The following is a 25,393-nucleotide window of genomic DNA, read 5'->3' on the forward strand; positions in this document are numbered from 1 at the left end:
CACCCTCGACGCGTTGATCATGAGGTTATTGCCCACTTTCACCCAGGAATACGGGCAATAACCTCATGATCAGCCGGCGGGATGGGTGAGGGGTGGGGGTTGGCCGGGGGGTTTGGGAGTGTTTTGGGAGGTTTGGGGTTAGGGTGGGCGGGTGGGGTTTTTGGGGGGTTTGGGGTTTCGGGGGCGGCGGGGGGTCGCCGTCGGAGCGGGCCTGGCCGTGCTGATGGGTGGGGCGGCGTACACCGGATGGGCGCTGACCCCCGCGCCCGGGCCGGCAACGGTCGCCGAGCCGGCCGGCGTGGCGGTGGCGCCGACCTCGGAGGTACCGCCTCCCGCCGGCACCGAGCGGGTGCTGCCCGCCAGGCCGGCACCGGCCGGGCTGCCGGAGATCGACTACGATCCGGCTCCCGCCGGCTTCCCCGACGACCCGGACACCCTCGACACCACCCCGCTGACCCGGGGCCTGCATCCGACCCGCAAGCTCGCCGCGTACGACGCGCCGGGCGGCCGACCGCTGGCCTTCCTGATGCCGACCATCAGCGGGGTGGAGCTGACCGTGCCGATCGCCGGCCGGGAGTCCGGCTGGACGGCGGTGCTGCTCCCCTCCGCAAACCGCAAGCTCGCCTGGCTGCCACCCGGCGGCTTCCGCACCGTCGCGCTGCGCGACCAGATCGTGGTGGAACGGACACCGTTCCGGCTCACCTGGTACCGCGACGGCACCGCCCAACGGTCCTGGCGGGTCAGCCTCGGTCAACGCGGCCAGGAAACCCCACTCGGCCGGACCTTCGTGCTGGGCCGTACCCCGCCACCGGAGTCCGTGTACGGCGGGGTGGACATCTACGCCCTCGGCTCGATCCCCGACGACCTGGACTCGGTGCCGGCCGGACTGCGCGGCGCACACATCGGCATCCACACCTGGTACCACGACGGCGAGCTGGGCCAGCAGACCACCAACGGCTGCATCCGACTGACCGCCAGCGGCCAGCGCCTGCTACTGGAGAAGGTACGCCCCGGCACCCCGGTGGTCGTCGTCGACGAGTTGCCCACCCCACCACCAACGGCCTGAGTCCGCAGTCGGAGAGCCAGCCGTCCGCCGTACGTCTCGGGTACCGGAAGTCGGAGAAGTCGTGGCCGGTCTTCCTCGCTGCTTCCGTCGCCGCCGGTGCAGCGGGATGGCTGTTGTGGAGCCGGATCGACTCGATCACAACAGGGCTCTAGCCCGGATGCTCTGGCTAGGTGGGACCACCTGCGAGGAGTCGAGTTTGCACCAGAGGAACTCCAAGGTCAGTGCCTCGATGAAGGCCCGCTGCTCGTTGTTGGCTGCCGCCCCGTGCCCGCCCTCGACGTTCTCGTAGTAGAAGACGTCGTGGCCGTGCTCGCGCAGTCGGGCGGTCATCTTGCGGGCGTGCCCCGGATGGACCCGGTCGTCGCGGGTCGAGGTGACGAAGAGGACCGGCGGGTACCGCACCCCGGCACGCACGTTGTGGTACGGCGAGTACTCCCGCAGGAAGGCCCAGTCCTGCGGGTCGTCCGGGTCGCCGTACTCGGCCAGCCAGGAGGCACCGGCCAGCAGCCGATGGTAGCGGCGCATGTCCAGCAACGGGACGTTCGCGACCACGGCACCGAAGAGTTCCGGATAGCGGGTCAGCATCACCCCCATCAGCAGGCCGCCGTTGCTGCCGCCCTCGACGCCCAGCATGGCCGGCGTGGTGATGCCCCGGCTCACCAGATCTTTGGCCACCGCCGCGAAGTCCGCGTACGCCTTCGGTCGGTGCTCGCGCAGCGCGGCACGGTGCCACCGTGGGCCGTACTCGCCACCGCCTCGGATGTTCGCCACCACGTAGGTGCCGCCCCGGGCCAGCCAGCCCCGGCCGATGATCCCGCCGTAGCCGGGAGTCAGCGACACCTCGAAACCGCCGTAGCCGTGCAGCAGCGTGGGCGCGGCGGGCGCGGCCGGATCCCCGACCACGAAGTACGGCACCCGGGTGCCGTCGGCGGAGGTGGCGAAGAACTGGCGTACCGCCAGACCGTCGGCGTCGAAGAACGCCGGTGCCCGCTTCAGCGTCTCGACGCCGCCGCCGATGCGCCCGAGCCGCAGCGTGGCCGGCTGGAGGAAGCCCTCCGAGGCGACCAGGTAGGCGTCGTCGCGGTCCGGGTCCGTCTCGACGAGGCAGCCCTCCTCGTCCGCCGGCACCCCCGGCAGCGGTCCACGCCGCCAGCCGCCCTCGCCGGGGGTGAGCACCTCCAGCCGGCTACGGACATCGGTGAGGGTGGTCAGGATCAGGTGGTTGCGGGTCCAGGCGTACCCGTTGAGCGAGGTCCGGTCGTCCGGCTCGAACAGCACATCGAAGTCCCGGTCCCCGGCCAGGAAGGCGTCGATCGGGATCGCCAGCAGCGCACCCGCCGGGTGGGTGACGCCAGCCACCGGCCACGGCGTACGTGGCCGAACCAGCAACCATTCCCGGTGCACGTCCCAGTTGGCGTCCTCGGGCACCGGGATCCGGATCCGCTCCCCGGCCCCGGCCCCGGCCCCGGCCCCGGTCAGCAGAAAGCTCTCCGAACGGTAGAAGTCGACGCTGCGCGTGACGAAGTCGCGCTCGAACCCGGGCGTCAGGTCACGCCAGCCGTACGCCCCGACGTCCGTGCCGGAGACCTCGTAGACGACGTCGGCCTCGGTCAGCGGCGTGCCCCGTCGCCAGCGCAGCACCAGACGCGGATAGCCGGAGTCGGTCAACGACCCCGGCCCGAGGTCGGTGCCGATCCAGATGTGGTCGGCGTCGATCCAGCAGACGTCGGTCTTGGCTTCCGCGACGGTGAACCCGTCCGCCACGAAAGCCCGGTCAGCCAGGTCGTACTCGCGTACCACCACCGCGTCCGCGCCGCCCCGGGAGAGGCTGACCAGGCAACGCCGGTGCTGCGGCGGCAGCGTCGTCACGCCGCCCCAGACCCAGTTCTCGCCCTCCCGCTCGGCCAGCGCGTCCAGGTCGAGCAGGACGTCCCACTCCGGCGCGGCGCGGCGGTACTGGTCGGGCGTGGTACGCCGCCACAGTCCGCGCGGATGGGCGGCGTCGCGCCAGAGGTCGTAGTAGAAGCCGTCGCCGCGCCAGGCCGGGTACGGAATCCTGTTGTCCGCGTCGAGCACCTGCCGGATCTCGGCCTGCCGGGTGGCGAACCCCGGCCCTCCGGTCAGCGCCGCGACGGCCTCGTCGTTGCGCTCCCGGACCCACCCCGCGGCCTGCGGGCCATCGAGGTCTTCGAGCCAGAGGTACGGGTCTTCGCTGTCATCGGTCGACGTCGCCACCCTCGAACTATGGCCGACGACCGCCGCGATGCCTCAGCCGGCCGCTGTCGACATGGCGACTGACGTCCGGATCACGTCGACCCGGAGCAGCCGACGTTCGACACATGTACATAGATCGACTATTCTCGGTCCCGCGCGGGCACCGATGGGGGACTCGACGCCGAGACGTTACGGTCACGTCAACGGGGGAAGTCATGGATGCCGTACCGCTGCGACAGTCGCCGGATTGCTCAGCCCGAGCGGCACTCTGCCGCCCCTGAGGCCTCCGATCGTCCTTGAATCCGGCGGTCCAGCCTGCTGACGCGCTGATCGCGGAGGCGGTGCAGGCGACGGCGCGCCCCGGCCGGCGGTAGGCGGAACTGAGCGCCGACAGGCCCGCACGTAGAACCTCCTCATGCCCGCAGAAGACGAGCGTCTGTGCACAACCGACGATGAACCCCTCGCGGAAGGCACTCTCGGTGCGCGAACGAAAGATCCCTCTCGACGGCAGTCCGGTTCCCTACCTTTACGGCGTTGACTGCGCCTCTCAACTTGCCGAGGCGTTCTCGGCTCACCTCGGCGCGATGGACTCGCTGCTCCTCGTCGTGGACAGTCGGGTGACGGCGCACGCCGAACCGATCGGGCGGGCGCTGGCCGACCTGGCTGCGGTGACCACTTTCACCGTGGAGGCCAGTGAGAACCACAAGACCTTCTCTCTCGTGGAGCGCATCCTGGAACGCGCCGTCGCGATGGGCGCCACCCGGCGTACGGTCGTGGTCGGCATGGGCGGCGGCATGGTCGGTAACGTCGCCGGTCTCGCGGCGGCGCTGCTCATGCGGGGAATCCGGCTGGTTCACCTACCGACGACCCCGGTGGCGGCCTTCGATTCGGTGCTTTCCGTGAAGCAGGCGGTCAATCTCCGCGGCGGCAAGAACCTCTGCGGCACGTACCATGCGCCCTCGCTCATCGGCTGTGACCTGCGGTGGTTGACCACCGTGCCGCACGACGAGACGCTCACCGGCCTCGCCGAGATGGTCAAGAACATGCTGGCGGTGTTGCCGCGGCAACGCTTGACGCTGGAACGGGCGCTGCACCGGCTGCCCGAAGAGCCGGTGCAGTCGCTGCTCAGCCTGCTCGAACTCGGACTCTCCGCCAAGATTCCGTATCTGGATGAGGACCCTCGGGAGAAGCGGGCGGCGCTGATCTTCGAGTACGGCCACACGATGGGGCACGCGATCGAGTTCGTGTCGGCCGGTGCGGTGAACCACGGCGCGGCGGTCGCCTGGGGCATGCTGGTAGCGGCGGAGGTGAGCCGCGAGCTGGGACATCTCAGCGACCGCGAGGTGGACGACCACTACCGGGCGGTGCGCCTGTTGCGGATGCCGCCGGCGACCACCGGGCCGGGCCGGTTGGGCCACGACCAACTGCGGTCGGTCCTGGCCAGGGACAACAAACGGGGATATCTGCGCTGCCGGCCGGGCGAGGTCCCGATGGTCCTGTTGAAGGCGCTCGGCACGCCGGTCACGGACGGCAACGGCCGACCGCTGACCGCGGTACCGATCGAGCTGATCCTGTCCGCCCTCGACCGGGTCGTCACGCGCGACGAGGCCGCCGAGATGGACCACGCCCGGTTCGACGGGGCGGTGTCGCGGTGACCGGAGTGGCCTTCTTCGACGACTTCACCGACACCGTGCTCGGCCACCACCCGGACTTCATCGTCGGGCTCGCGAACGCAGCAGCCGAGCTCACCGGTGACGCGGAGCCCGTCCAGCTGCACTGTCCGACCGGCTACCTGTCGCAGCATCGCCTTGACGAGCGGGTCGCGCACCACCCGGCAGAAGGCGTCTCGCCCGGCTCCGGGGCCGTCAAGCTGCCGTACTCCCGGCTGGTCACCCCCGACAACCTCGCCGCCGCCTGCCGTAGCGCCGCCGCCCGTGGCGTGACGGTCTTCGTCGACTGCTACTTCGACGAGAACTATCCGGCCTGGCCGGCCCCGGAGATCGGGCTGCGCCAGGTCCTCTCGCTGCACCGTCCCGGCTACTTCACCACCGGGTTGACCGACCGGTTCCCTCCGCAGCGGCCGGTCGCCGACATCATCCGCGACCTGGCACCCTCCGGCCTGTTCGTGGTGCACTCGCCCGCCGCCGAACGGCTGGCGGCGAAGTTCGTCGACTCCCGCAGGCTGCTGCGCACCGGTTGGCCGACCGCGACGCGAGCGGAGGTCGCCAAATGGTTCGGACCGGCATCCGCACCGCCGGACGAGGACCCCTACGTGCTCTCGATCGGCAGCGCCCGTGCGGACAAGGGCATCGATCTGCTGATGTCGGCGCTTCCCGAGGGTCAGCGACTTCGCATCGTGGGTCAGCAGTACGAGGAGACGGTGGCGCGGATACACGCTCGTCACCCGCGGCACCGGGTGGAGTGGGAGACCGGCTGGATTCCGCGCGAGAGACTGAACCAGGTGATCGCCGACGCCGCCCTGACGGTCTTCCCGTACCAGCCGGAGTTCAGCGACTACGGCGGCGCGTCGGGTGCCCTCGCCCAGGCGCTCGTCATGGGCAAGCCGGTGATCGTTTCTGAGGTGCTGGCTGAGCAGGTGCCGGTCTCGCCGGCATGCCGGATCGTCCCCGTCGGGGACGCCGACGCGCTACGGCACGCCATCGAGGACTCGCTGCGCCGCCTGCCGGAACTCCGCGCGGCGGCCGCCGCGCTGCGTGGGCATGTCGAGCGGCACCACACCTACGAGGCGCACGTCGAGCAGATCCTGGAGCGGTGCGCCTGATGCCGGACGCCGCGCCCGTCGCTGCGGCCTGGTCCCGAACCACCGCGGTCTCCGGACTCGCCGCGCTCACCGTCGCCACGTTCTGCTTCGTGGTCTCGGAGAACCTGCCGGCGGGGCTGCTCACCCTGATGGCCACCGATCTGGACACGTCGCTGTCCGCGATCGGCCTGCTGGTCACGGGGTACGGGCTGACCGTCGCAGCGGTCGCGGTGCCACTGACCCGGGCCGCGCGACGGGTTCCCCGGCGCCGCCTGCTCTCCATCCTGCTGGCGGTGTTCGTGCTGGCGAGCCTGACCGCCGCCCTCGCCCCGGGCATGGAACTGCTGCTGGTCAGCCGGATAGCCAGCGCGCTGGCACACGCGGTCTTCTGGTCGGTGGCGGTGGTCACCGCCGCCGGGCTCTTCCCGCCCCGGGTGCGAGGGCGGGTGGTCTCGGTGGTGTTCGGAGCCAGTTCGGTCGCGACCGTGCTCGGTGTGCCCGCCGGTGCCTGGCTCGGCGAGTGGGCCGGATGGCGCGCCGCGTTCCTGACGTTGACCGGTCTCGGCCTGGTCGCGCTGGTCACCGTCGCCATGCTGCTACCGGCGACCGCGCCCGAGGAGGGACACGCGGCACGGGCGGCAACCCCGGACGCCCGCAGGTACGCCGTCCTGCTGGCCGCCACCGCGTTGGCGGTCGCGGGCCTGTCGGTCGCGACCACCTACACGGTGCCGTTCCTGCTTGAGGTGAGCGAGTTCTCCGGTAGCGCGATCGGTCCGCTGCTGTTCGTCCGAGGCGTGGCCGGTGTGGTCGCGGTGGCCTGTTGCGGGGCCCTGCTGCAACGCTGGCCGGGCCCCGCACTCGTGGTTCCGACCGCCCTGCTGGCGCTGTCGCTGTTCGGGTTCCACGTGCTCGGCAGCTATCCACCGGCCGTGATCGGGTTGTTGGCGCTCTCCGGCGCGAGCATGTTCGTGATGATCGCTGCGCTCGCGAATCGCGTGCTGGACGTGGCACCGGGGCGCACCGACATCGCGTCCGCCGGGCTGAGCGCCGTCTTCAACGCCAGCGTCGCGGTGGGAGCGCTGGTCGGTGCGGTGCTGCTTCCCGCGCTCGGGGTGCGCAGCACCGTCCTGGCGGCAGCGGCGCTCGTGGCGGCGGCCGTCGCGGTGTTGTCGCGGGAGCCGGGGATCATGACCGGGGTCGACGCTCCCGGCAACCCGCGAACCGATCACCAGGTGGCCGAGGGACGATCCTGAGAACAGTCGCGCACCGACCTACCGACGCGGTGCGCCTCGGCGAGGATCTGCGAGCCGTACCGGTCCCACATGCCGTGCAGCCTCGGCGTGATGACCACCAGGTCGACCGACTGGTCCCGGATCGGGGTACGCAGGCCCAACGCGTGATGAGTCTGGTGCGGCCGGTCGCGGGCCGCCTCTGCCAGCACCTCCGCATCGAAGTCGACCAGGGTGCCGGTCGGTAGTGACGCCGGCACCGTGGCTCCGCAGCCGAACACGGCGACGCTCGACCCGGTCGGCATCTCGCGGACGGCCGCGTCGACGACGCCGTCGACGCGTAGGCCACGGGACTGCTGCTGCCAGTCGACCAGGCTCTGGTAACGCCGATGCAGATCCAGCGAGTCCTCCTCGACCAGCCAGTCCCCCGTGGCGAACCAGGCCCAGTTCAGCTCCAGGGCCGGCTCCGGGAACTTGCCGAGCATCCGCAGCGCGTTCCGGGTGACGCTGGCCGAGTTGGCGGCCGGATTGCGCGGATGCGGGTACTCGATGGCCCACGCCTCGCGGCCGACCACGAAGCGCGTCCCGTGCTTGTACAACCGCAGCCCGAGGTCGAGATCCTCCACTCCCCAGCCTCGATAGCCCTCGTCGAAACCCCCGACGTGCCAGAAGTCGTCGGCGCGTACCGACATGTTCATGCTCCAGAACATGATCCACGGCAGCGCCAGCGCGTTCGCATCGAAGTCGACCATGGCGAACTGACGATGTCGGGTGTCCAGGAAGCTCGGATCGTCGCCGTACCGCGCCCGCACCTTCTCCGGCGTCAGGGCCGCCACCGCATCCGCCAGCCCGGGAGTCGGGTCGAATGGGCGGTAGCCGTAGGTGTAGCCGATCACGGCACGCGACGCGGAGCCAGCGTCCTCGTGCAGACCGTGGTGCCCCCGGACGAAGTCGGGGCCCGCCACCGTGCCGGCGTCGAGGAACACGAGGATGGGGGCGGTCGCCAGGCGGGCTCCCGCGTTGCGGGCCTCGGCGGCGCGGGCGCCCTGATCCTCCTGGTAGTGGTAGCGCAGGTTGAGCCGGGTCGCGAAGGCGCGGACCACCTCGGCGGTTCCGTCCGACGAGCCGTCGTCGGCGACGACGACCTCGAAGTCGTCGATCGGCGTACGTTGCCCGGCGAGCGAGGACAAGCTACGCGCCAGCTCGGAGGCGCGGTTGTAGGTGGGAATCACCACCGAGACGAGCGGGCTCATTCGCCTGCGTTCCCCACGGAACCGCCGACCCGAACGGCGGAGCGCGCCTCGAAGGCCTGCCGGACGAGATCGCTCGCCGTCGCCGTCGCCACGGAGGCCGCGGGGCCGAACTCGGCAGCTCCCCCGGTCGAGTACGACCGGCTGAACGACTCGACCATCGCCTGGTACATGTTCATGCCGGGAAACTCGACGCGTTCCGGCTCGCCCCGGTGCCGGGTCAGCGTTGCCCGGCAGTGCCGCATGCCCGGGTTGTACGCGTCTTCGAGCCGCACCACCCCTTCGGTGCCGGCGATCTCCAACGGGGCCTGCAACCACGGCAGCCCGAAGGTCGCATCCATGACACCGAGGCGGTCACCGGGAAACGTCAGCACGGCCGCGCAGGTGTGGTCGATTCCGCCCGCCTGGAACGCGATCGCCTCCGCCGACGTCGGTGCCGCATCGAACAGCAGGCACATCGCGTCGAGGGGATAGCAGCCAACGTCGAGCAGGGCGCCACCGCCGAGATCACGTTCCAGGCGGATGTTCGGCGGCGGCCCGATGAGGAACCCGATGGAACCGCGGATGGACCGCACCTCGCCCACCGCGCCGCCCTTCAGCAGGTCACGTAGCCAGCGGAACTGCGCGTGATATCGATACATGAAGGCCTCGGTCAGCAACACGCCGCACTGCTCAGCGGCGCGTACAACCCGTCTCGTGTCGTGGAGAGTCAGCGTCATCGGCTTCTCACACAACACCGCCTTTCCGGCCTCGGCGCACCGGATCGCCCACTCCGCATGCATGGAGTTGGGCAATGCCAGATAGACACAATCGACCTCCGGATCGGCCAGCAGATCGGCGTACGAACCGTAATTCCGGAGGATTCCGAATTGGCGCGCCACCGCCGCAGCCCGATTTTCCGTCCGACTCGCCACGGCCACGACCGCGCACCCGCTTGTCTGCTGGATCGCGGGAATCACGTGCTCGACCGCGATCGCGGCGGTGCTCATCACACCCCATCGGACACTCATCGAACGACCGGACCCTGCGACCTGGGGCCGGGGCGACATGAATCGGTCAACGGCCTTTTTGGATCGGCCACCGACGACGACCAGAAAGCGCCAGCGCCGAATTCCCTCGCTGTCAAGATGGCAAATCCCCCGTGTACGAACCAACACCGACCAAAACCCAGCAGAATGTTACGAGGAGGTCTCGATAATCGCAAGGGGCGCATCGAGATACGTGGAAGTACGGCACACCGGGCCGCATTGATGCGGGCGCGCGTCGCGTCACCGTCCGTGCCGGCGGGTCCGACCGTCGGGCACCTGATCGCCAACGGGTTTCTCATCGTTTACGGAACGTGGTCGCGGGACCGCGCGCCACGGCCGGAGGAAGTCGACTCGGCCGGGCGAGCGGCCCGCTCCGACGCTCAGCGTCAACCGGTGACCCTCGGCCCTGGTATGGAAACGGGCTACCGGGGTATGACCGACACATGAGGGCGAGTTTCCGGCTCGGCCGGATCGTGGGCGTACCCGTCGGGGTCAACTGGAGTGTCCTGGTCATCTTCGCGCTGATCTGGTGGGGGCTGTCGGCCAACCTGTTCCCCGCGTCGTACCCGGACCGGTCCGTGGTCGCGTACCTGCTGGCCGGGCTGACCGCCGCGGTGGTCTTCTTCCTCGGCCTGCTCGCCCACGAGGTGTCCCACGCCGTGGTGGCCAAACGCAACGGCCTGGGCGTGCAGGGAATCACCCTGTGGCTCTTCGGTGGGGTCGCCGAACTGCGCGGCGAGGCCCGCTCCCCCGGTGCCGAGCTGCGCATCTCCGGCGTCGGGCCGCTGGTCAGCCTGATCATCGGCGTCTTCTTCGGTGCGGTCGCGATGCTGCTCTCCCTCGCCGGGGTGCAGGGGTTGCTGCTGGGCGTGATGGCCTGGCTCGCCGGCATCAACCTGCTGCTCGCCGTGTTCAACATCCTGCCGGCGGCACCGCTGGACGGCGGACGGCTGCTGCGGGCGGCGGTGTGGAAGGCCACCGGCGACCGGACCCGCGCCACGGTGGTGGCGGCCCGGGCCGGGTGGATCCTCGGCCTGGCGCTGATCGGCTTCGGGCTGTGGCGGTTCCTCACCGGCGCCGGCGTCGGCGGGCTGTGGCTGGCGCTGATCGGCTGGTTCCTGATCGGCGCGGCCACCATGGAGGAACGGCAGGCCCGGGTGGGTGACGCGCTGCGCGGCCTCCGGGTCGCCGACGTGATGACCCCGCAGCCGCAGACCGCCTCGGGCGAGATGACGGTGGCCGACTTCGTGGACAACTACCTCTTCGCGTACCGGCACACGGCGCTGCCGCTGATCGAGGACGGCCGGCCCGTCGGCCTGGTCACCCTCGACCGGGTCCGCGGCGTGCCGTCCGACCAGCGGGGCAGCACCACCCTGGAGGCGGTGGCCTGCCGCGCCGACGACCTGGTGCTCGCCTCACCGGACGAGCCGCTCACCGATCTGCTGCCCCGGCTCAGCGACTGCGCCGACGGGCGGGCGCTGGTGGTCACCGAGGGACGCCTCGTCGGCATCGTCTCCCCCAGCGACATCAGCCGTGCCGTCCAGCGGGGCAGCATGCGCGACCAGCTCACCACCGGCCGCTGACGCCGGGTGCCTCAGTCGAGATGGTCGGCCGGCGCGGTCTGGAGCAGCCAGGCCAACGGCATACGGGCCTGCTCGACGTACCGCCCCTCGCCGCCGAGTTCGTGCAACGTGACCGTCTGCGCACCGTCCCGGTCCACGACCCAGTACCGGGGAATTCCCGCCGAGGCGTACTCGCGGACCTTCGTCACCGAGTCCATCGCCTCGGAACCGGGCGACACGATCTCGATCACGAGCGCGACGTCCGCCACCGTCGCCCACACCCCACGCCGTGGCGGCTTACGCCAGACGCTGAGGTCCGGAATCCTGCCACCGTTTCCGTCCGGTCCGGGGATGCGTACGCCGACGGCCTGAAGCACCTGTTCCGCCGGCCAGCCCGCCATGATCAGCCAAGCGAACAGGCGACTCGCGATCATCGCGTGCTCCGAGTCGGGCGGCGGCATGACCGACAGGACCCCCTCGGGGCTGGTCTCGTAGCGATGACCGTTCACGTCGGCGGCGTTCATCGCCGCCACGTCGTCGAGCGTCACGACGGCGGGCATGTGCATGCCGACGGCCTCAGCGCTCATAGCCCCCATCCTAGTTCGGTGCGTAGAAACGTTCACCGGGCCGCGCCGGGCCGGTGCGGGGCGTGGGCGGGTCAGCGGGGGAAGAGGCGGTCGAGTTCGGCGGTGCGGAAACTGCCGTGCGGGTCGAGGCGGCGCAGCAGGGCCGCGAAGTCGGCCCAGCGGGGGTAGGTGGCGGCGATCGCCTCGGTGGGCATCGTGAAGACCTTGCCCCAGTGTGGACGCGGGGCGAAGGGGGCCAGCGCCCGCTCGACCTCGGCGACGACCGGCAGCACCGCCGTCGCGTCGGCCACCCAGGTGAAGTGCACCGCGAGGCTGTCCCGGCCGTACTGCGGGCTGAGCCACAGCTCGTCGGCGGCGACGGTACGCAGCTCGCTGATCTGCGTGACCGGGGCGATCAGGTGCGCCACCTCGTCCAGCGCGGCGAGAGCCTCGCCGGCCGCCGCCCGGGGCAGGTGGTACTCGGACTGCAACTCGTCGCCGTTGCTCGGCGTGAAACCGAGCCGGAAGTGCGGCAGCCGCTCGTGCCAGGGGCCGGGCGCGCCGAGCTGCTCGGTGCAGTTGACCACCGCCATGCCGGGCACCGGATGACACGGGCGGTCGGCCGCGGTGGTGCCGAGCCAGTCCGCCGGTGGCGGGGGCTGGTCCGCGAGCTGCTTACGCCAGACCTGGGTGCCGCGGGTGGAGCGCCAGTCGGTGAAGACACTGACGCTGTACGCCGAGGCGAATGCGCGGTCCAACGCCTCCCGGGGCAGGTCGAGGCGGACGTACTGGCGCACCTCGAAGGTGGGCACCACGTCCAGGGTGAGACGGGTGACCACGCCGAGCGCGCCGAGGGAGACCACCATGCCGGCGAAGTCGGGGTCGGTGCGGTCCACGGTGAGCAGGTCACCGGCGGCGGTGACCAGTTCCAGCCCGGCGACGGCGGTGGCCAGGTTGCCGACGGCCTCGCCGGAGCCGTGCGTCCCGGTGGCGACCGCGCCGGCCACCGAGATGTGCGGCAGGGAGGCGAGGTTGGCCAGCGCGTACCCCCGCTCGTGCAGCCAGGTGGCCAGGTCGCCGTAGCGCAGCGCGGCCGGCACGTGCACCACCCGCCGCTGCTCGTCGAGTCGCACCCCGACCGGCAGTCCGGCGAGCGTGACCAGGTCGCCGGTGGTGTCGCCGAGCCGGTTGAACGAGTGCCCGCTGCCCACCGCCCGGATCCGGTCGCTGCCGGCGACCAGCTGACGCAGCTCGTCCGTCGAGGACGGCCGGTGGTGGGCCCGGGCCGCGTACTCGACGTTGCCGGCCCAGTTGCGGTGCGTCGACACAGCGACCCCCTCTCCCCGCCGGCGGTTACCGCCGGCTCCGTCGGGGAACCCTACGCCGATGAGCAGCTACCGTGATCCCGCCCCTCGCGGCGACGTGTACCCCTCCGAGGAGGAGATCGACCCGGCCGGCAGTGGCGTGGAGCCGGCCAGCGGCCCCGCCGGCGCCTCGGCCGGCTGGGCCGAGGCCGGTCCGTGGGCGAGCCAGCCGGACCCGCAGCCCAGCCCCGCCCCGGAACCGGTGCCGGCGCCACCGCCCACCCCCGGCCCGCCGCCTCGGGTCGAGGGCGGTGCCCGGTCGATCGTGACCCGGCACATGGACGGTTCCGTCCAGGTGGTCACGGACTTCGACGGCGACGGTGTGGCCGACGTGGTGCAGTTCGATCTCGACGGCGACGGGCTGCCGGACGTCACCTACATCGACCGCGACCGGGACGGCCGGTTGGACACCGTGCTGCGCGACGAGCACCGGGTCTGACCGGCCGGCCGCATCGCGTCGGCTCAGAGCCGCACCACATCTGCCGGAGTCAGAGCTGCCGCATCACCTCGGCGGCGACCAGGTCCAGGTGGTCCAGGTCGGCCAGGTCGAGCACCTGGAGGTAGAGGCGCTGGCTGCCGATCTCCGCGTACTGTCCGATCTTGTCGACCACCTCGGCGGGGGTGCCGGCCAGCCCGTTGGCACGCAGTTCGTCCGGCTCCCGGCCGATCGCGTCCGCCCGTCGCCGGACCTCGGCGTCGTCCCGCCCGCAGCAGAGCACCAGCGCGTTGGACCAGGTCAACTCCTCCGGGTCGCGACCGATGCCGAGGCAGGCGGCGCGGACCCGCTCGAACTGGGCGACCGTCTCGTCGATCGAGACGAACGGCAGGTTGAACTCGTCGGCGTAGCGGGCGGCGAGCTGCGGCGTACGTTTCGCACCCTTGCCACCGAGCAGGATCGGTGGGTGCGGGCGCTGAACCGGCTTGGGCAGCGCGGGCGAGTCGGCGACCTGGTAGTGGCGGCCGGTGAAGTCGAACGTCTCGCCCGACGGGGTGCGCCACAAACCGGTGATCACCGCCAGTTGCTCATCCAGCCGGTCGAACCGCTCCCCCAGCGGCGGGAAGGGAATCCCGTACGCGTGGTGTTCGGCGTCGTACCAGCCGGTGCCGATGCCCAGCTCGACCCGTCCGCCGCTCATCTGGTCGACCTGGGCGACGGTGATGGCGAGGGGGCCGGGCAGCCGGAACGTCGCGGCGCTCATCAGCGTGCCGAGCCGGATGCTCCGAGTGTCGCGGGCCAGCCCCGCCAGGGTGGTCCAGGCGTCGGTGGGGCCGGGCTCGCCGCTGGCCGAACCCATCTTGAGGTAGTGGTCCGAGCGGAAGAAGGCGCCGAAGCCGGTCTCCTCGGTACGGCGGGCCACGGCGAGCAGGTCGTCGTAGCTGGCGCCCTGCTGGGGTTCGGTGAAGATCCGCAGTTCCATGGGTCGAGCATAGAAAGCCGCCGACCGCAGCGCTCGGCGACGCTCAGCCGACCACTCCGGGAATGAGATCCGGAGATTCGTTGACGCTGACCGACACCTGGCGCTGAATCCCGCACCATGCGGCCCCTCCCGACCTCGGTCGGGAGGGGCCGCCCCCGTTCTACCGCCGCCGCGCTGTCCGTGGCCGGCGTCCGTCCCCCTCTCGGACGCCGGTTGCCGGCGGCACCCGGGCACCGGGCAGAACGAAGGTCACGGGGTCGCGCGACGAATGATCAGGTAGCTGGCCGCCGCGAGCAGCAGCGTCAGCAGCGCCGGCCAACCCACCAGCAGGGCGGCTCCGGACTGGTCGGCGAACCAGCCGCCGATCGCCGGCCACCAGCCGCGCCAGGTGGCGAGGACGACGAGTCCCCCGATCCCGACGAGCGCCACGGTGCTCAGGGTGAGCAGTCCGTTCACACCCCACCGCTTGAAGATCAGCGCGATCGTGATGGCGAGGAACCCGAGCAGCAGGAACGGCAGCGCGAAGCCGAGCAGCCGCAGCAGCGGGTTCTCCACCAGGAGGAAGGGCAGGCCGAAGAAGGTCAGGCCGATGCCCCAGCCGTCGGTGGCCTCCTCGACGGCGGCCAGCAGGTAGAGCACCGCCGCGTAGCTGATCGCCTGGCCGGCGAACTGGAGCAGGTTGCCGAGGTAGAAGGTGCGGCGCGAGATGCCGAGCCCGATGGCGAACGGGAAGTCCTGGGTGATGCTGTTGGTGCAGGCGACGAACATCACCACGTAGATGCTCATCAGGCCACCGGTGGTCGGGGTGCGATCGATGTCGCCCATCGAGGCGAAGAGCGCCAGGTTGATCAGGAAGCTCAGGGCGAGAATGCCCCAGGGCCAGCCGACCACGCTGGGCCAGGCGACGAACTGCAACCGGGCGACGGTCAGGGCGCGGTTCATCGGAGAGCCTCCTTGCCGGCCGCGGCGGCCGCACCGGTGCCGGCCGCGTGCCCGTTGTTCGAGGTGGTCAGGCGTACGACGATGTCCTGAAGCGAGGAGGCTTCGAGGCCGAGCCCCAGGGCTCGGGCGCGGTCGTGCGCCGCCGGGCCGAAGTCACCGCGTACGGTGGCCCGGGCCGTCCCGCCGAGCAGCACCCGGTGCAGTTCGGTGCCGGTACTGGCGAACCGGTCCACCGCGGTGACCGGACCGGAGACGGTGACCACCTGGCCGCGCAGGGCCTCCGCCTCGACGTCGAGCAGGAGCCGGCCCCGGTCGATCAGCAGCACGTGCTCGATCAGGTCGCTGACCTCGTCGATGAGGTGCGTCGACAGCACGATGGTGCGTGGTCGTTCGGTGTAGTCGGCCAGCAGGTGGTCGTAGAAGAGCTGCCGGGCCACGGCGTCCAGGCCGAGATAGGGCTCGTCGAAGAAGGTCAGCGGAGCCCGCGAGGCGAGCCCGACGACGATGCCCAGCGCGGAGAGCATGCCCCGGGAGAGCTTGCGGACGTTGCGTCCGAGCGGCAGTTGGAACACGTCGACCAGCCGCTGGGCGAACTCCTCGTCCCAGCCCGGGTGGACCAGGCCGGCCGCCCGTAGCACGTGTGCCACCCGTAGGTTCGGCGGGTAGGTCTGGCTCTCCTTGATGAAGGAGGTTCGGGAGAGCACGCGTTCGTTCTCGTACGGGTGCTGCCCGAAGACGGCGATCTCCCCGCTGGTGGCGAAGCTCTGCGCGGTGAGGATCTGCATCAGGGTGGTCTTGCCGGCCCCGTTGCGTCCCAGCAGGCCGTAGATCCGGTTCTCGGTGAGCGAGAAGCTGACCCCGTCCAGGGCGGTGACTCCTCGGTACCGCTTTGTCAGGTCGGTGACGGTGACCACCGGGCTCATCGACGCTCCTCCCAGGTGTCGATCATGTTCTTGAGTTCGGCCGGCTCGATGCCGAGCTTGCGCGCCTCGGTGAGCAGCGGCGTGACGTACTGCCGGGCGAACTCGTCGCGGCGCCGGCCGCGGAGCTTCGCTCGGGCGCCGGGAGAGACGAACATGCCGATTCCTCGCTTCTTGTAGAGGGTTCCGTCGTCGACCAGCTTGTTGACCCCTTTGGCGGCGGTCGCGGGGTTGATCCGGTGGAAGGCTGCCAGCTCGTTCGTCGAGGGCACCTGGGCCTCCTCGGCCAGCGTCCCGTCCAGGATCGAGTTCTCCAGCAGCTCCGCGATCTGGAGAAAGATCGGCCGGCCTTCCTCCATCACGTCGGCCATCCCCAGTCGCCATCCTGGTTCGCTGGTTCATTACTCATGTAACTAACCATGCAACCATGGTGATGTCGTTGTCAAGGCCGAGCACACACGCCGGCCCGACCTTGACGGGTCGGGCCGGGCCGGGCCGGGCGGAGGGGGATCAGCCGTACGGAGGCCGGGCGTACGCGGCCCGCAGCGCGGCCAGCCCGGTCGACTTCGGGCTGAGCGTGCCCCAGCCGGAGTTGAAGTAGTTGGTGCGGGCGATCAAGGGGCCGCGCTCGGCGTTGAGCCGGGCGATGGCCGGCGGCACGGTAGCGATCCAGGCCGCCTGGTCAGGGATCTCGGCGACCCGCACGCCCCACTCAGCGATGAGCACCGGACGGGACAGCGCCACCGGGCCGAGGTCGGCCACCGCCCAGTCCTTGGTGCGGCGGAAGCGCTCCAGCGCCGTGTGGCTGGGACTGGTCGCGTAGACGTTCCACTGGAGATAGTCCAGGCGTGCCATCAGCGCCTCCGGGTGGGTGCGCTGGAAGCAGGCCCGGTCGAAGCCGCCGAGCCCGACCGAGAAGGTGCTGCCCTGCGGCAGGCCCTTGGCCCGGAACCAGTTGACGATGTACGTCATCGCCTGCACCGCCCGGGCGTCCGACTCGGCCCAGGTGTACGCCTTGCCGGCCTCCGTGGTGCCGAACTCATGATCGGTGTCCAGTTCGGAGGCGAGCTGGATGTTCACCCCGAACCTCATCGTCCGGTACTGCGACAGCGCCCGGGCGAACAAGCCGTCGCACTGCCCGGCGATGACCTGGCCGTAGCCGTACGCCTTCGGCCAGACCGTGCCGGGTCGCTGCTGGATGGTCATCGCCGGCGCCGGCACGGTGTACGTCACCCCGTCCACGCTGAAGGTCTGCGGGCCGGCGTCGGCCGTACCGTAGTGCTTCAGTTCGAGCACCATGTTGACCTCGACCCCGGCCCGACCGAGCGTGACCAGCCACGGCCGGTTGTAGCCGGGAAAGATGTACGCGTCGGCGAAGCTGCGGTACTGGGTCAGCGACCGGAAGTTGCCGCCGGCCATGTCGGCGGTCGGATCCGCGCCGCCGGACAGGTAGTACCCGCCCAGCACCGGCGGCAGCACCGTGTAGGCGACGCTGGCGGTGGCGGTCCGGCTGGTGGAGTCCCGCACCGTGACGGTCACCCGGGGCATCACGCCACCGCCCGGAACACGGCCACCGCGCCGGTGTCGGAGACCCGGGACCAGGTGCGCCCCGAGTCGTCGGTGACGGTCAGGGTGAGGGGGTCGATCACGGCCGTCACCGTGACCGGGGCGCTGCGGTTGCCCTGGGCGTCGGTGACCACGACCGTCACCGTCATCCGCTGGTTGTCGGCGTCGCTGTAGGTGACGGTCAACAGCATCTGCTCGCCGGGCGAGTAGGTGGTGGAGTTCAAGGAGGCGGTAGCGGTGGGAGCGGCCATGGCAGCTCCTTCCTGGCTCGGTCCGCCGCCACCAGCGGGGCTACGCCGCTGGTGCGGCGGTCTGCTACGGCGGGCCGGAGCCGGGCGGCGCGACGGCGCGCCCCGGCGGGATCCGTGCTGGCGGCCGGCGGGGACGTCGCGTCCCGTCCCGGCCGGAGGGTCGGATGTGGCCCGCCATCCGCGGCCTCTCTACCTGCTACAACAGTGCGTCGGGGCAGGGTCCGCCGTCCTGTCCGTTTTCAGACACATTGACCACGATGGAGGCGACCCGTGAAGTACCTGATGTTGATCTACGGCAACGACGAGATCTGGGGCGGCCTGCCGGAGGCCGACCTGGCCACGCTGATCGGCAAGGTCGACGCGTTCAACGAGGCGCTACGCGCCTCCGGCGAGCTGGTCGACGTGCAGGGGCTGGTGTCGCGTCCTCGGGCGGTGCGGATCGCCGGCGACACTCCGGTCGTGACGGACGGACCGTACCTGGAGGCCAAGGAGTACGTCGGCTCGTACTTCGTGGTCGACGTGGACAGCGAACAGCGGGCGCTGGAGATCGCCCGCGGTTACCCGGGCCTGCGGTTCGGCACCGCCTCCGGCGGCATCGAGATCTGGCCGCTGATGGCCGGCGACGGGGTGGACCGCTGAGCCTCGACCAGGACACCGTCGAGCTGCTACGCGGACTCGCGCCGCGGCTGCTGGCCACGCTGGTACGCCGGTACGGGGACTTCGGCCGGGCCGAGGACGCCGTGCAGGAGGCGCTGGTGGCCGCCGTCGAGAGGTGGCCGCGCGACGGCGTCCCGGAGCATCCCGCGAGCTGGCTGCACACCGTAGCCGCCCGCCGCTACGTCGACCAGGTGCGGGTCGACGCGGCCCAGGCCCGCCGGGAGCGTACGGTGCTCGACGCCACCCCACGAGACGCGCTGGTCGCCCCGCCGCCGGACGTCGAGGCGCCCCGCGAGGACCTGCTGGAGCTGTTCCTGCTCTGCTGCCACCCGGCGTTGCCCGCGCCCGCACAGCTGGCGCTGACCCTGCGCGCGGTGGGTGGGCTCACCACCGCGGAGGTCGCCGCCGCCTTCCTGGTGTCGGAGCGCACGATGGGGCAGCGCATCTCGCGGGCCAAGCTGCGGCTACGTCAGGCGGGCGCCCGGTTCGCGCCGCCGTCCGAAGCGGAACTGGAGACGCGGCTCGCGGTCGTACGCCAGGTGCTGTACCTGATGTTCAACGAGGGATACAGCGCCAGCAGCGGAAAGCAGCTGCACCGCGCCGAGCTGACCGAGCAGGCGCTGCGGCTGGCCCGCCGGCTGCACGACCAGCTGCCCGGCGACGGCGAGACCGCCGGCCTGCTCGCGCTGATGCTGCTCACCGAGGCGCGGGCGGCGGCCCGGGTCGGCGCGGACGGCGAGCTGGTGCCGCTGGCCGAGCAGGACCGTGGACGGTGGGACCGGACGGCGATCGCCGAGGGGTGCGCACTTGTCGAGCGGAGCCTGTCCGCCGCACCGCCGGGGCCATACCAGATCCAGGCCGCCATCGCGGCGGTGCACGCCGAGGCACCGAGCACCGAGGCCACCGACTGGCCACAGGTACTCGCCCTGTACGAGCTGTTGGAGCACCTGGCACCCAACCCGGTCACCACGCTCAACCGGGCGGTGGCGGTGGGCCTGGTCCACGGACCCACCGCCGGCCTGGCGCTGCTGTCCGAGCTGGAGTCGGGACTGCTGGCCGGACACCACCGACTGCACGCCGTCCGCGCCCACCTGCTGGAGCTGGCCGACGAACCGGCCGCCGCCGCGGCGGCCTGGCGGGAGGCGGCCCAGCGTGCCGGCAACGATCCCGAACGGCGACACCTGCTACGCCGGGCCGCCGCCGCGAGCGACAAACCACTGTGACGCGGGTCACCGTCAAGCCCGGTAGAAGCGGCCGGGCCGGCTCCGATCCACCGGTGAGCCGGCACCCACGGCGGGTGCGGCAGGATCCGGGAGGATTGGACATGACGAAGGTGACCGCCCAACTGTCGGTGTCGCTGGACGGCTGCTACGCGGGGCCACGGCACGACGGCGACGGCGACTGGCTGCGGTCGGCGGAGAGCCACGGCTTCTTCCGGGTGACCCGGTGGGCCACCGAGGCGATGGCGTGGCGCGAGCGACAGGGCTTCGCCGGCGGTCGGCACGATGCCGACTCCGAGATCATCGCCGAATCGTTCGCCGCGGCCGGCGCGTACGTGATGGGTCGCCGGATGGCCGACGGCGGCGAGGTGCCGTGGGGCGACGAACCCCCGTTCCGCGCACCCGTCTTCGTGGTGACCCACCGGCCCCGCCCGACGCTGCACCGCAAGGGCGGCACCAGCTTCACCTACGTCACCGACGGGCTGGCCAGCGCGGTGGCACAGGCCCGGGCGGCGGCCGGTGGCAAGAACGTCGCGGTGGCCGGCGGCGGCAGCCTGGTCCGGCAGGTGCTGCGAGCGGGCCTGCTCGACGAGTTGGAGCTGCACGTGGCACCGGTGGTCCTCGGCGCCGGAATGCGGCTCTTCGATGACCTGGGCCTCGACGATTTCGAGGCGATCGAGCTGACCGCCGAGCGGGTGGTCCCCGGCCCGCAGGTGACCCATGTCCGGTACGTGGTACGCGGCCGCGCCCCGCTGGTCCTCGACGACCGCGGCAGCGGTGCCGGCATGCCGTAGGGCCTGAGGCGGGCCGACCGAGCGACACGACCGGCTCTAGAGTGACGCCAAACATGTCGATCTAGGAGGACGCGGTGTCCGAGCCGCCACCCGCCGAGGGTTCCCCGGGCACCGGGGAACCCGGCGCGCTTCCCGTCGCCACCGGTCCCGAAGCTGCCACGCCGCCGCCTGCGGAGCCGCCGCGCCTGCTGGTCATGTCACCTACCGACGGGGTGGCGCCCATCGTCTGGCCCGGGCCGGCCGACCGGCCGGCCTGGGCGATACCGGTCACCGTTCCGCCCGGCACGCAGGGCTACGCCATCTTCCTGCCGCTGGTACCGGAGGGCGTGGTTCCGGCAGCGACCGGGCAGCCGGAGCCCGACGCTCCCCGAGCGGCGGAACTCACGCCACCGGCGCAACGCGGGGTCGGGCAGCCGGTTCGGTTGGCCGCCACCGGTGCGACGCCGGCGACGGCGGGTGTCGTCACCGTCGGGGTCGCCGGCCCGTCCGCGCCCGGAACCGGGCCGGACCGGGCACCGGCGGACAACGTCCCGCCCGCCGGGCCCACCGACGGGGAGATCGCGGACACTGCGGCGGGTACCGCCTCGGGTCGCCCCACGGCGCCACCCGCCAGCACAGCAGCAGGCACGGAACCGGCAGCCACGACGGCGGCGGCCGGCCCCACCGGGGGCCGGCCGCCGGTCGGTGCCCGGACCGGGCCGGTGACCGACGTCGGTCCACGAGTTGCCCAGCCGGCGACTCTCGGCTACCCGCCGCCCAATTCGCCGTACGCGTTCCGGCCGTTGCCGCCGCGCACGTCGTTCTTCGACCGGGTGTGGCCCGGCCCTGCGCCCACCCGGAACCGGGCCACACCACTGGCCGTCCTGGCCGGGGCGCTCGGCGTGGCCACGTTCGTGCCGTTGGGTCGCACCGGTCTCGGCTGGTTCCTCGGCTGGCTGGTCCTCACCGTCGGCGTCGCCGTCGCGGTGCGGCGGCACATCGCCGAGCTGCCCCGAGCCGAGCGATGGACGCGGGCCGGTTGGGCCGGGGCCGCCCTGGCGCTGCTCGCGGTCCTCGGGTTCCGCAACGCCTGGTGGCTGGTGACCTTCTGCGTGTTGGGCGCGCTGGCCTGCGCGGCGCTGGCGATCGTCGGCGGGCGACGTATCCGGTCGATCCTGTTCAGCCTGGTGGCCGCCCCGATCGCGGCGGTACGCGGCGTGCCGTGGGTGCGTACCCACGTCCGGGCGCCCGGCGACCCTGGCGCCGCGCGTCGGGTCGTCGGTTCGGTCGCCGCGACCGTGGCGGTCCTGATCGTCTTCGGGGCGCTGCTCTCCTCCGCCGATGCCGCCTTCTCCCAGGCGCTGGGCGTGCTCATTCCGGAGATCAGCGTCAGCGGGGTGTTGCGGTGGCTGTTCCTGGCCGCCGCCGGTGCCCTGATCGCGGTGGCCGCCGTCTACACGATCGCCGCCCCACCGGAGCTGTCCTCGGTGGACCGTCCGACCGCACGCAGCGTCGGGCTGGGCGAGTGGGCGCCGCCGATCGCCACCCTGACCGCGCTGTTCGGCGGCTTCGTCGCCGTGCAGTTCACCGTGCTGTTCGGCGGTCAACGGCACGTGCTGGACACCACCGGGCTCAGCTACGCCGAGTACGCCCGCAGCGGCTTCTGGCAACTGGTCGTGGTGACCATGCTGGCCCTGGCCGTGCTCGGCGGGGCGACCCGGTGGGCTCGTCGGGACCGGCCGCTGGACCGCGTGCTGCTGAGGGTCCTGCTGGGGCTGCTCAGCGCGCTGAGCGTGGTCATCGTGGTGTCGGCGCTGTCCCGGATGTACACCTACCAGAAGGTCTACAGCTTCACCGGTGAGCGGATCTTCGTGATGGCCTTCGAACTGCTCCTCGGTGCGGTCTTCCTGATGATCCTGGTGGCCGGCGTCCACTGGCGCGGCGGTTGGGTCCCGCGCCTGACCGCCGCTCTCGCGGTGGTGATGCTGCTGAGCCTGGCGGTGCTGAACCCGGAGGACTACGCGGCCCGCCGCAACGTCGCCCGGTACGAGGAGACTGGCCGGATCGACGCCTGGTACCTGCGGGCGCTCTCCGCGGACGCCACGCCCGCCCTGTCCACCCTGCCCGATCCGGTCCGCCGGTGCACGCTCAGTTGGATCGCCGACGATCTGGCCGAGCCGGACCCGTGGCACACCTGGAACCTGGGTCGACAGCGGGCCCGGGCGGTGCTCGACCGGCTGGGGCCCGACGCCATCGGCAACCAGAGCGACTGCCGCCGCGCCGACCAGTTCGACCTGCCGAAGAACCGAGCTCCACGCTGACCGCGCCGGCCCGCCCCGATTCCCGCGCGTCCGGGCGGCCGAGCGGGTCGGGGCCTAGAGTGCGGCCAGGAAGGCGCGGACCTGCTGCCACCCGTCCACCCTGGCGGCGGCGTCAGCGGCACGGGTACCGCCGTGCGTCTGCTCCTCGGTGCGCCCCTGGTGCACCGTCTTCGCTGCGAGGTACGGCACGGTGCCCACGCCGTGGCCGGCCTCCGGGTAGTACAGCGCGCGGTGCGGCGGACCGCCGAGGGTCAGCATCAGCTCGGCGGTGTGCGTCGCCGCTTCCCAGATCTGGTCGTCCTCTCCGGCGATGGCCAGTACCGGCCCGTCGACCCGGTCGAGCGGTATCCGGCCGCTGGCGACGGGTCGGCCGCCGTAGGTCCAGGCGGGCGCTCCCGTGTACGGGTGACCGGAATGGACGATGTTGCTCGGAGCGTAGGCCACCACGGCGCGCACCAGGTCGGGGCGCAGTTGGGCCAGCAGCAGCGCGGCCTCGGTGCCGCGCGAGTAGCTCATCACCGCCACCTCCCCGTCCGAGTACGGGGCGAGCAGTTCGGCGGCGGTGGCGAAGTATTCCAGCGGGATGTTGTGCAGGCTCTCCGGCAGACCCGACGCGCCGAAGTAGCCCACGCACAGCACCGGGTGCCCACGGGAGGCGAGCAGCGCCGCCTCGTACAGCCCGCCGACACCGCCCTCCGAGCCACCGAACCAGAGCACGCCACGGCGTCGAGGCATCTCCGGCGGCGGGAGCACGAGCAGCCCGCGCACCCCGTCGACCGTCGGCGTCAGCTCGGTGAACGAAACCTCGCCGGCCGCCCAGTCCCGCCGTACGGTGACGCTGGCCGGCTCGCGCCCACCGCCAGCGGCCGACAGCCGGACCGTGAAGTCGCCCTGGACGTGCGGCCAGACCGGCGCGAAGTAGGAGGAGTCGCCGTCCAGCGGGTCCATCGACCAGAACAGGCCCATCGGGTCGACGCCCGAGTAGGAGCCGTCGACCGGGGCATCCCGGGACACGTCCACGACACCGTTCGCGTCGGCAACGAACGTCGCCTCCGCGCGCCACCACTGCCCCGTGTAGTCCTGGGCCTCGGCGGAGACGACCACCCGCTCCCGCGCGGCCAGGCCGCCCACGCGTACCCGGACCGGCTCGTCGGCGAGTGTGACGACCGGCGCCACGTCCAGACTCAGGCGGGCCGCGCCGCCCCTGCCCCGGTCACCGACAAGGACGGTCGCCACCAGCAGTCCCACCCCGACGAGGGGCAGGATCCTGGACGTCCTCCACCAGCCAGGCATGGACAACACCGTATCGACGAGTGTCCACCCACGGCGTACGCCGGCCGGGCCCGACCGGCGGACCGCCCCGGCGGTCAGCCCGTCACCCGGTCTCCTCGTCGGTGAGGATCGCCTGGAGGCGGGCCCGGCACTCGGCGACGAACTCCGGATAGCTGTCCCGGTAGTACGAGATGCCGCTGGCCGCCACGGCGATGGCCCAGGCGCGGGCGCGCGCCCAGGTCTGACCGTCGATGTCGAGGCTGTTCCGGTAGGCGTGGCGGGCCTCGGGCGGCAGGTCCCACACCGGGGCGTGTTCGGCGTCGGGCAGGCCGATCGACAGTCCGCCGAAGTCGATGACCGCGTGCAGCCTGCCGTGTCGAACCAGGAGGTTGGTGGGCCTGAGGTCGCCGTGCAGCCACACGTACGGCCCGGACGGTTCGGGCAGGGTGAGCGCCGTGCGCCACAGCCGTGCCACGGTCTCGACGTCGAGGTCCGCGCCGACGATGGTCCGACAGTCGGCCAGGGCGCTGCCGACCCAGCCGGCGCAGTCCCGCAGGGCTCCCCCGCGGTACCAGCTCAGGCTCCCGGTGCGGGTCGCCCCCATGAGGTCCAGGCCGTGCAGCTCCCGGACCACGGCGGCCACGTCGGCTCCGAAGGCCACCCAGTCCATCACGGTGTCCGGCCCGGGTTCGTCACCGTCGATCCACCGGTAGACCGACCAGGCGAGCGGGAAGGTCTCGGTGGGTACGCCGGTGTGCAACAGCTCGGGGATGCGGAAGGCGAGCAGCGGCGCCAGTCGCGGGAGCCAGTGCTGTTCCTTGCGCAGCGACCGCGCCTTGTCGGCGGTACGCGGCAGCCGCACGAGCAGGTCGGCACCGAGCCGGTACATGGTGTTGTCGGTGCCCGCGCCCGCCCGGGACAGCGACAGATGCGCCCACTGTGGGCACTGATCCGCCACCAACGACCTGACGACCCCCTCGTCGAGGGGGATCTCACCCTGATGCAGCGTCACA

At 71.7% G+C, this 25,393-nt stretch carries 23 protein-coding genes; 10 read left to right on the plus strand and 13 right to left on the minus strand.

Features of this window, described 5'->3' with window-relative positions; translation table 11 throughout:
* Window positions 1–223 precede the first annotated feature (223 nt).
* Window positions 224–1,066, plus strand: a complete 843-nt coding sequence (locus SM447_RS24520; RefSeq protein WP_474575296.1) for a L,D-transpeptidase — start codon at window positions 224–226, stop codon at window positions 1,064–1,066.
* A gap of 135 nt (window positions 1,067–1,201) precedes the next feature.
* On the opposite strand, the gene SM447_RS24525 is transcribed toward SM447_RS24520, so the two are convergent.
* Complete coding sequence (locus tag SM447_RS24525) at window positions 1,202–3,301, minus strand: prolyl oligopeptidase family serine peptidase (protein ID WP_474575212.1); 2,100 nt, start codon at window positions 3,299–3,301, stop codon at window positions 1,202–1,204.
* 563 nt (window positions 3,302–3,864) lie between these two features.
* On the opposite strand from SM447_RS24525, the gene SM447_RS24530 reads away from it, so the two are divergent.
* Genes SM447_RS24530 through SM447_RS24540 form a run of 3 tightly spaced genes read left to right on the plus strand, consistent with a single transcriptional unit; the run spans window position 3,865 to window position 7,294 of the window.
* On the plus strand, window positions 3,865–4,935 hold the full coding sequence (locus SM447_RS24530; protein ID WP_474575213.1) for a 3-dehydroquinate synthase family protein: 1,071 nt from the start codon (window positions 3,865–3,867) through the stop codon (window positions 4,933–4,935).
* Window positions 4,932–6,062 (plus strand): glycosyltransferase family 4 protein, encoded by a 1,131-nt coding sequence (locus SM447_RS24535; RefSeq protein WP_474575214.1) that lies wholly within the window; start codon window positions 4,932–4,934, stop codon window positions 6,060–6,062. Before SM447_RS24530 ends, SM447_RS24535 begins: the two co-directional genes overlap by 4 nt.
* Entirely contained in the window at window positions 6,062–7,294 is a 1,233-nt protein-coding gene (locus SM447_RS24540) for an MFS transporter (protein WP_474575297.1), read from the plus strand. Before SM447_RS24535 ends, SM447_RS24540 begins: the two co-directional genes overlap by 1 nt.
* Here SM447_RS24540 and SM447_RS24545 read toward each other — a convergent pair.
* Window positions 7,267–8,523, minus strand: coding sequence for a glycosyltransferase (locus tag SM447_RS24545; RefSeq protein WP_474575215.1), 1,257 nt, complete (start codon window positions 8,521–8,523; stop codon window positions 7,267–7,269). The genes SM447_RS24540 and SM447_RS24545 overlap by 28 nt on opposite strands.
* The gene (locus tag SM447_RS24550) at window positions 8,520–9,509 is read right to left on the minus strand and encodes a Gfo/Idh/MocA family protein (RefSeq protein WP_474575216.1); all 990 of its coding nucleotides are present in this window, start codon (window positions 9,507–9,509) and stop codon (window positions 8,520–8,522) included. The genes SM447_RS24545 and SM447_RS24550 overlap by 4 nt, the downstream gene beginning before the upstream one ends.
* Window positions 9,510–9,991: 482 nt before the next feature.
* Between SM447_RS24550 and SM447_RS24555 the strand changes: the two genes are divergently transcribed.
* The gene (locus SM447_RS24555) at window positions 9,992–11,131 is read left to right on the plus strand and encodes a site-2 protease family protein (RefSeq protein ID WP_474575217.1); all 1,140 of its coding nucleotides are present in this window, start codon (window positions 9,992–9,994) and stop codon (window positions 11,129–11,131) included.
* An 11-nt stretch (window positions 11,132–11,142) separates the two neighbouring features.
* Here the strand turns inward: SM447_RS24555 and SM447_RS24560 are convergent, their stop codons facing one another.
* Both SM447_RS24560 and SM447_RS24565 read right to left on the minus strand, forming a co-directional pair.
* Window positions 11,143–11,697 (minus strand): Uma2 family endonuclease, encoded by a 555-nt coding sequence (locus tag SM447_RS24560; protein ID WP_474575218.1) that lies wholly within the window; start codon window positions 11,695–11,697, stop codon window positions 11,143–11,145.
* Window positions 11,698–11,768: 71 nt separating this feature from the next.
* Window positions 11,769–13,004, minus strand: coding sequence for a D-arabinono-1,4-lactone oxidase (locus tag SM447_RS24565; protein ID WP_474575219.1), 1,236 nt, complete (start codon window positions 13,002–13,004; stop codon window positions 11,769–11,771).
* 58 nt (window positions 13,005–13,062) lie between these two features.
* Between SM447_RS24565 and SM447_RS24570 the strand changes: the two genes are divergently transcribed.
* A complete protein-coding gene (locus SM447_RS24570; RefSeq protein ID WP_474575220.1) occupies window positions 13,063–13,479 on the plus strand; it encodes a hypothetical protein in 417 nt (138 codons plus the stop codon).
* A 49-nt stretch (window positions 13,480–13,528) separates the two neighbouring features.
* Here the strand turns inward: SM447_RS24570 and SM447_RS24575 are convergent, their stop codons facing one another.
* The 6 genes from SM447_RS24575 to SM447_RS24600 form a co-directional block, all read right to left on the minus strand.
* Window positions 13,529–14,458 carry an LLM class F420-dependent oxidoreductase gene (locus tag SM447_RS24575; RefSeq protein WP_474575221.1) on the minus strand — a complete coding sequence of 310 codons (930 nt, stop codon included), beginning with the start codon at window positions 14,456–14,458 and terminating at the stop codon, window positions 13,529–13,531.
* Window positions 14,459–14,707: 249 nt separating this feature from the next.
* Window positions 14,708–15,400 (minus strand): ABC transporter permease, encoded by a 693-nt coding sequence (locus tag SM447_RS24580; protein ID WP_474575222.1) that lies wholly within the window; start codon window positions 15,398–15,400, stop codon window positions 14,708–14,710.
* Window positions 15,397–16,323, minus strand: coding sequence for an ABC transporter ATP-binding protein (locus SM447_RS24585; RefSeq protein WP_474575223.1), 927 nt, complete (start codon window positions 16,321–16,323; stop codon window positions 15,397–15,399). Before SM447_RS24585 ends, SM447_RS24580 begins: the two co-directional genes overlap by 4 nt.
* Window positions 16,320–16,691, minus strand: a complete 372-nt coding sequence (locus tag SM447_RS24590) for a GntR family transcriptional regulator (RefSeq protein WP_474575224.1) — start codon at window positions 16,689–16,691, stop codon at window positions 16,320–16,322. The genes SM447_RS24585 and SM447_RS24590 overlap by 4 nt, the downstream gene beginning before the upstream one ends.
* Before the next feature lie 139 nt (window positions 16,692–16,830).
* Entirely contained in the window at window positions 16,831–17,868 is a 1,038-nt protein-coding gene (locus tag SM447_RS24595; RefSeq protein ID WP_474575225.1) for a hypothetical protein, read from the minus strand.
* Window positions 17,868–18,137 (minus strand): hypothetical protein, encoded by a 270-nt coding sequence (locus SM447_RS24600; RefSeq protein WP_474575226.1) that lies wholly within the window; start codon window positions 18,135–18,137, stop codon window positions 17,868–17,870. Before SM447_RS24600 ends, SM447_RS24595 begins: the two co-directional genes overlap by 1 nt.
* Before the next feature lie 270 nt (window positions 18,138–18,407).
* Here SM447_RS24600 and SM447_RS24605 point away from each other — a divergent pair, with 270 nt between their 5' ends.
* The 4 genes from SM447_RS24605 (at window position 18,408) to SM447_RS24620 (ending at window position 23,108) form a co-directional block, all read left to right on the plus strand.
* A complete protein-coding gene (locus SM447_RS24605; protein ID WP_474575298.1) occupies window positions 18,408–18,776 on the plus strand; it encodes a YciI family protein in 369 nt (122 codons plus the stop codon).
* On the plus strand, window positions 18,773–20,017 hold the full coding sequence (locus SM447_RS24610; RefSeq protein WP_474575299.1) for an RNA polymerase sigma factor: 1,245 nt from the start codon (window positions 18,773–18,775) through the stop codon (window positions 20,015–20,017). The genes SM447_RS24605 and SM447_RS24610 overlap by 4 nt, the downstream gene beginning before the upstream one ends.
* Window positions 20,018–20,118: 101 nt before the next feature.
* A complete protein-coding gene (locus SM447_RS24615) occupies window positions 20,119–20,808 on the plus strand; it encodes a dihydrofolate reductase family protein (protein ID WP_474575227.1) in 690 nt (229 codons plus the stop codon).
* 74 nt (window positions 20,809–20,882) lie between these two features.
* Window positions 20,883–23,108 carry a DUF4153 domain-containing protein gene (locus SM447_RS24620; RefSeq protein WP_474575228.1) on the plus strand — a complete coding sequence of 742 codons (2,226 nt, stop codon included), beginning with the start codon at window positions 20,883–20,885 and terminating at the stop codon, window positions 23,106–23,108.
* 54 nt (window positions 23,109–23,162) lie between these two features.
* On the opposite strand, the gene SM447_RS24625 is transcribed toward SM447_RS24620, so the two are convergent.
* Together SM447_RS24625 and SM447_RS24630 are read right to left on the minus strand one after the other, a co-directional pair.
* Complete coding sequence (locus tag SM447_RS24625) at window positions 23,163–24,401, minus strand: acyl-CoA thioesterase/BAAT N-terminal domain-containing protein (protein WP_474575229.1); 1,239 nt, start codon at window positions 24,399–24,401, stop codon at window positions 23,163–23,165.
* A gap of 82 nt (window positions 24,402–24,483) precedes the next feature.
* Entirely contained in the window at window positions 24,484–25,392 is a 909-nt protein-coding gene (locus tag SM447_RS24630) for an aminoglycoside phosphotransferase family protein (protein WP_474575230.1), read from the minus strand.
* Window position 25,393: the final 1 nt, after the last annotated feature.

Source organism: Micromonospora aridisoli (genome assembly GCF_056150025.1).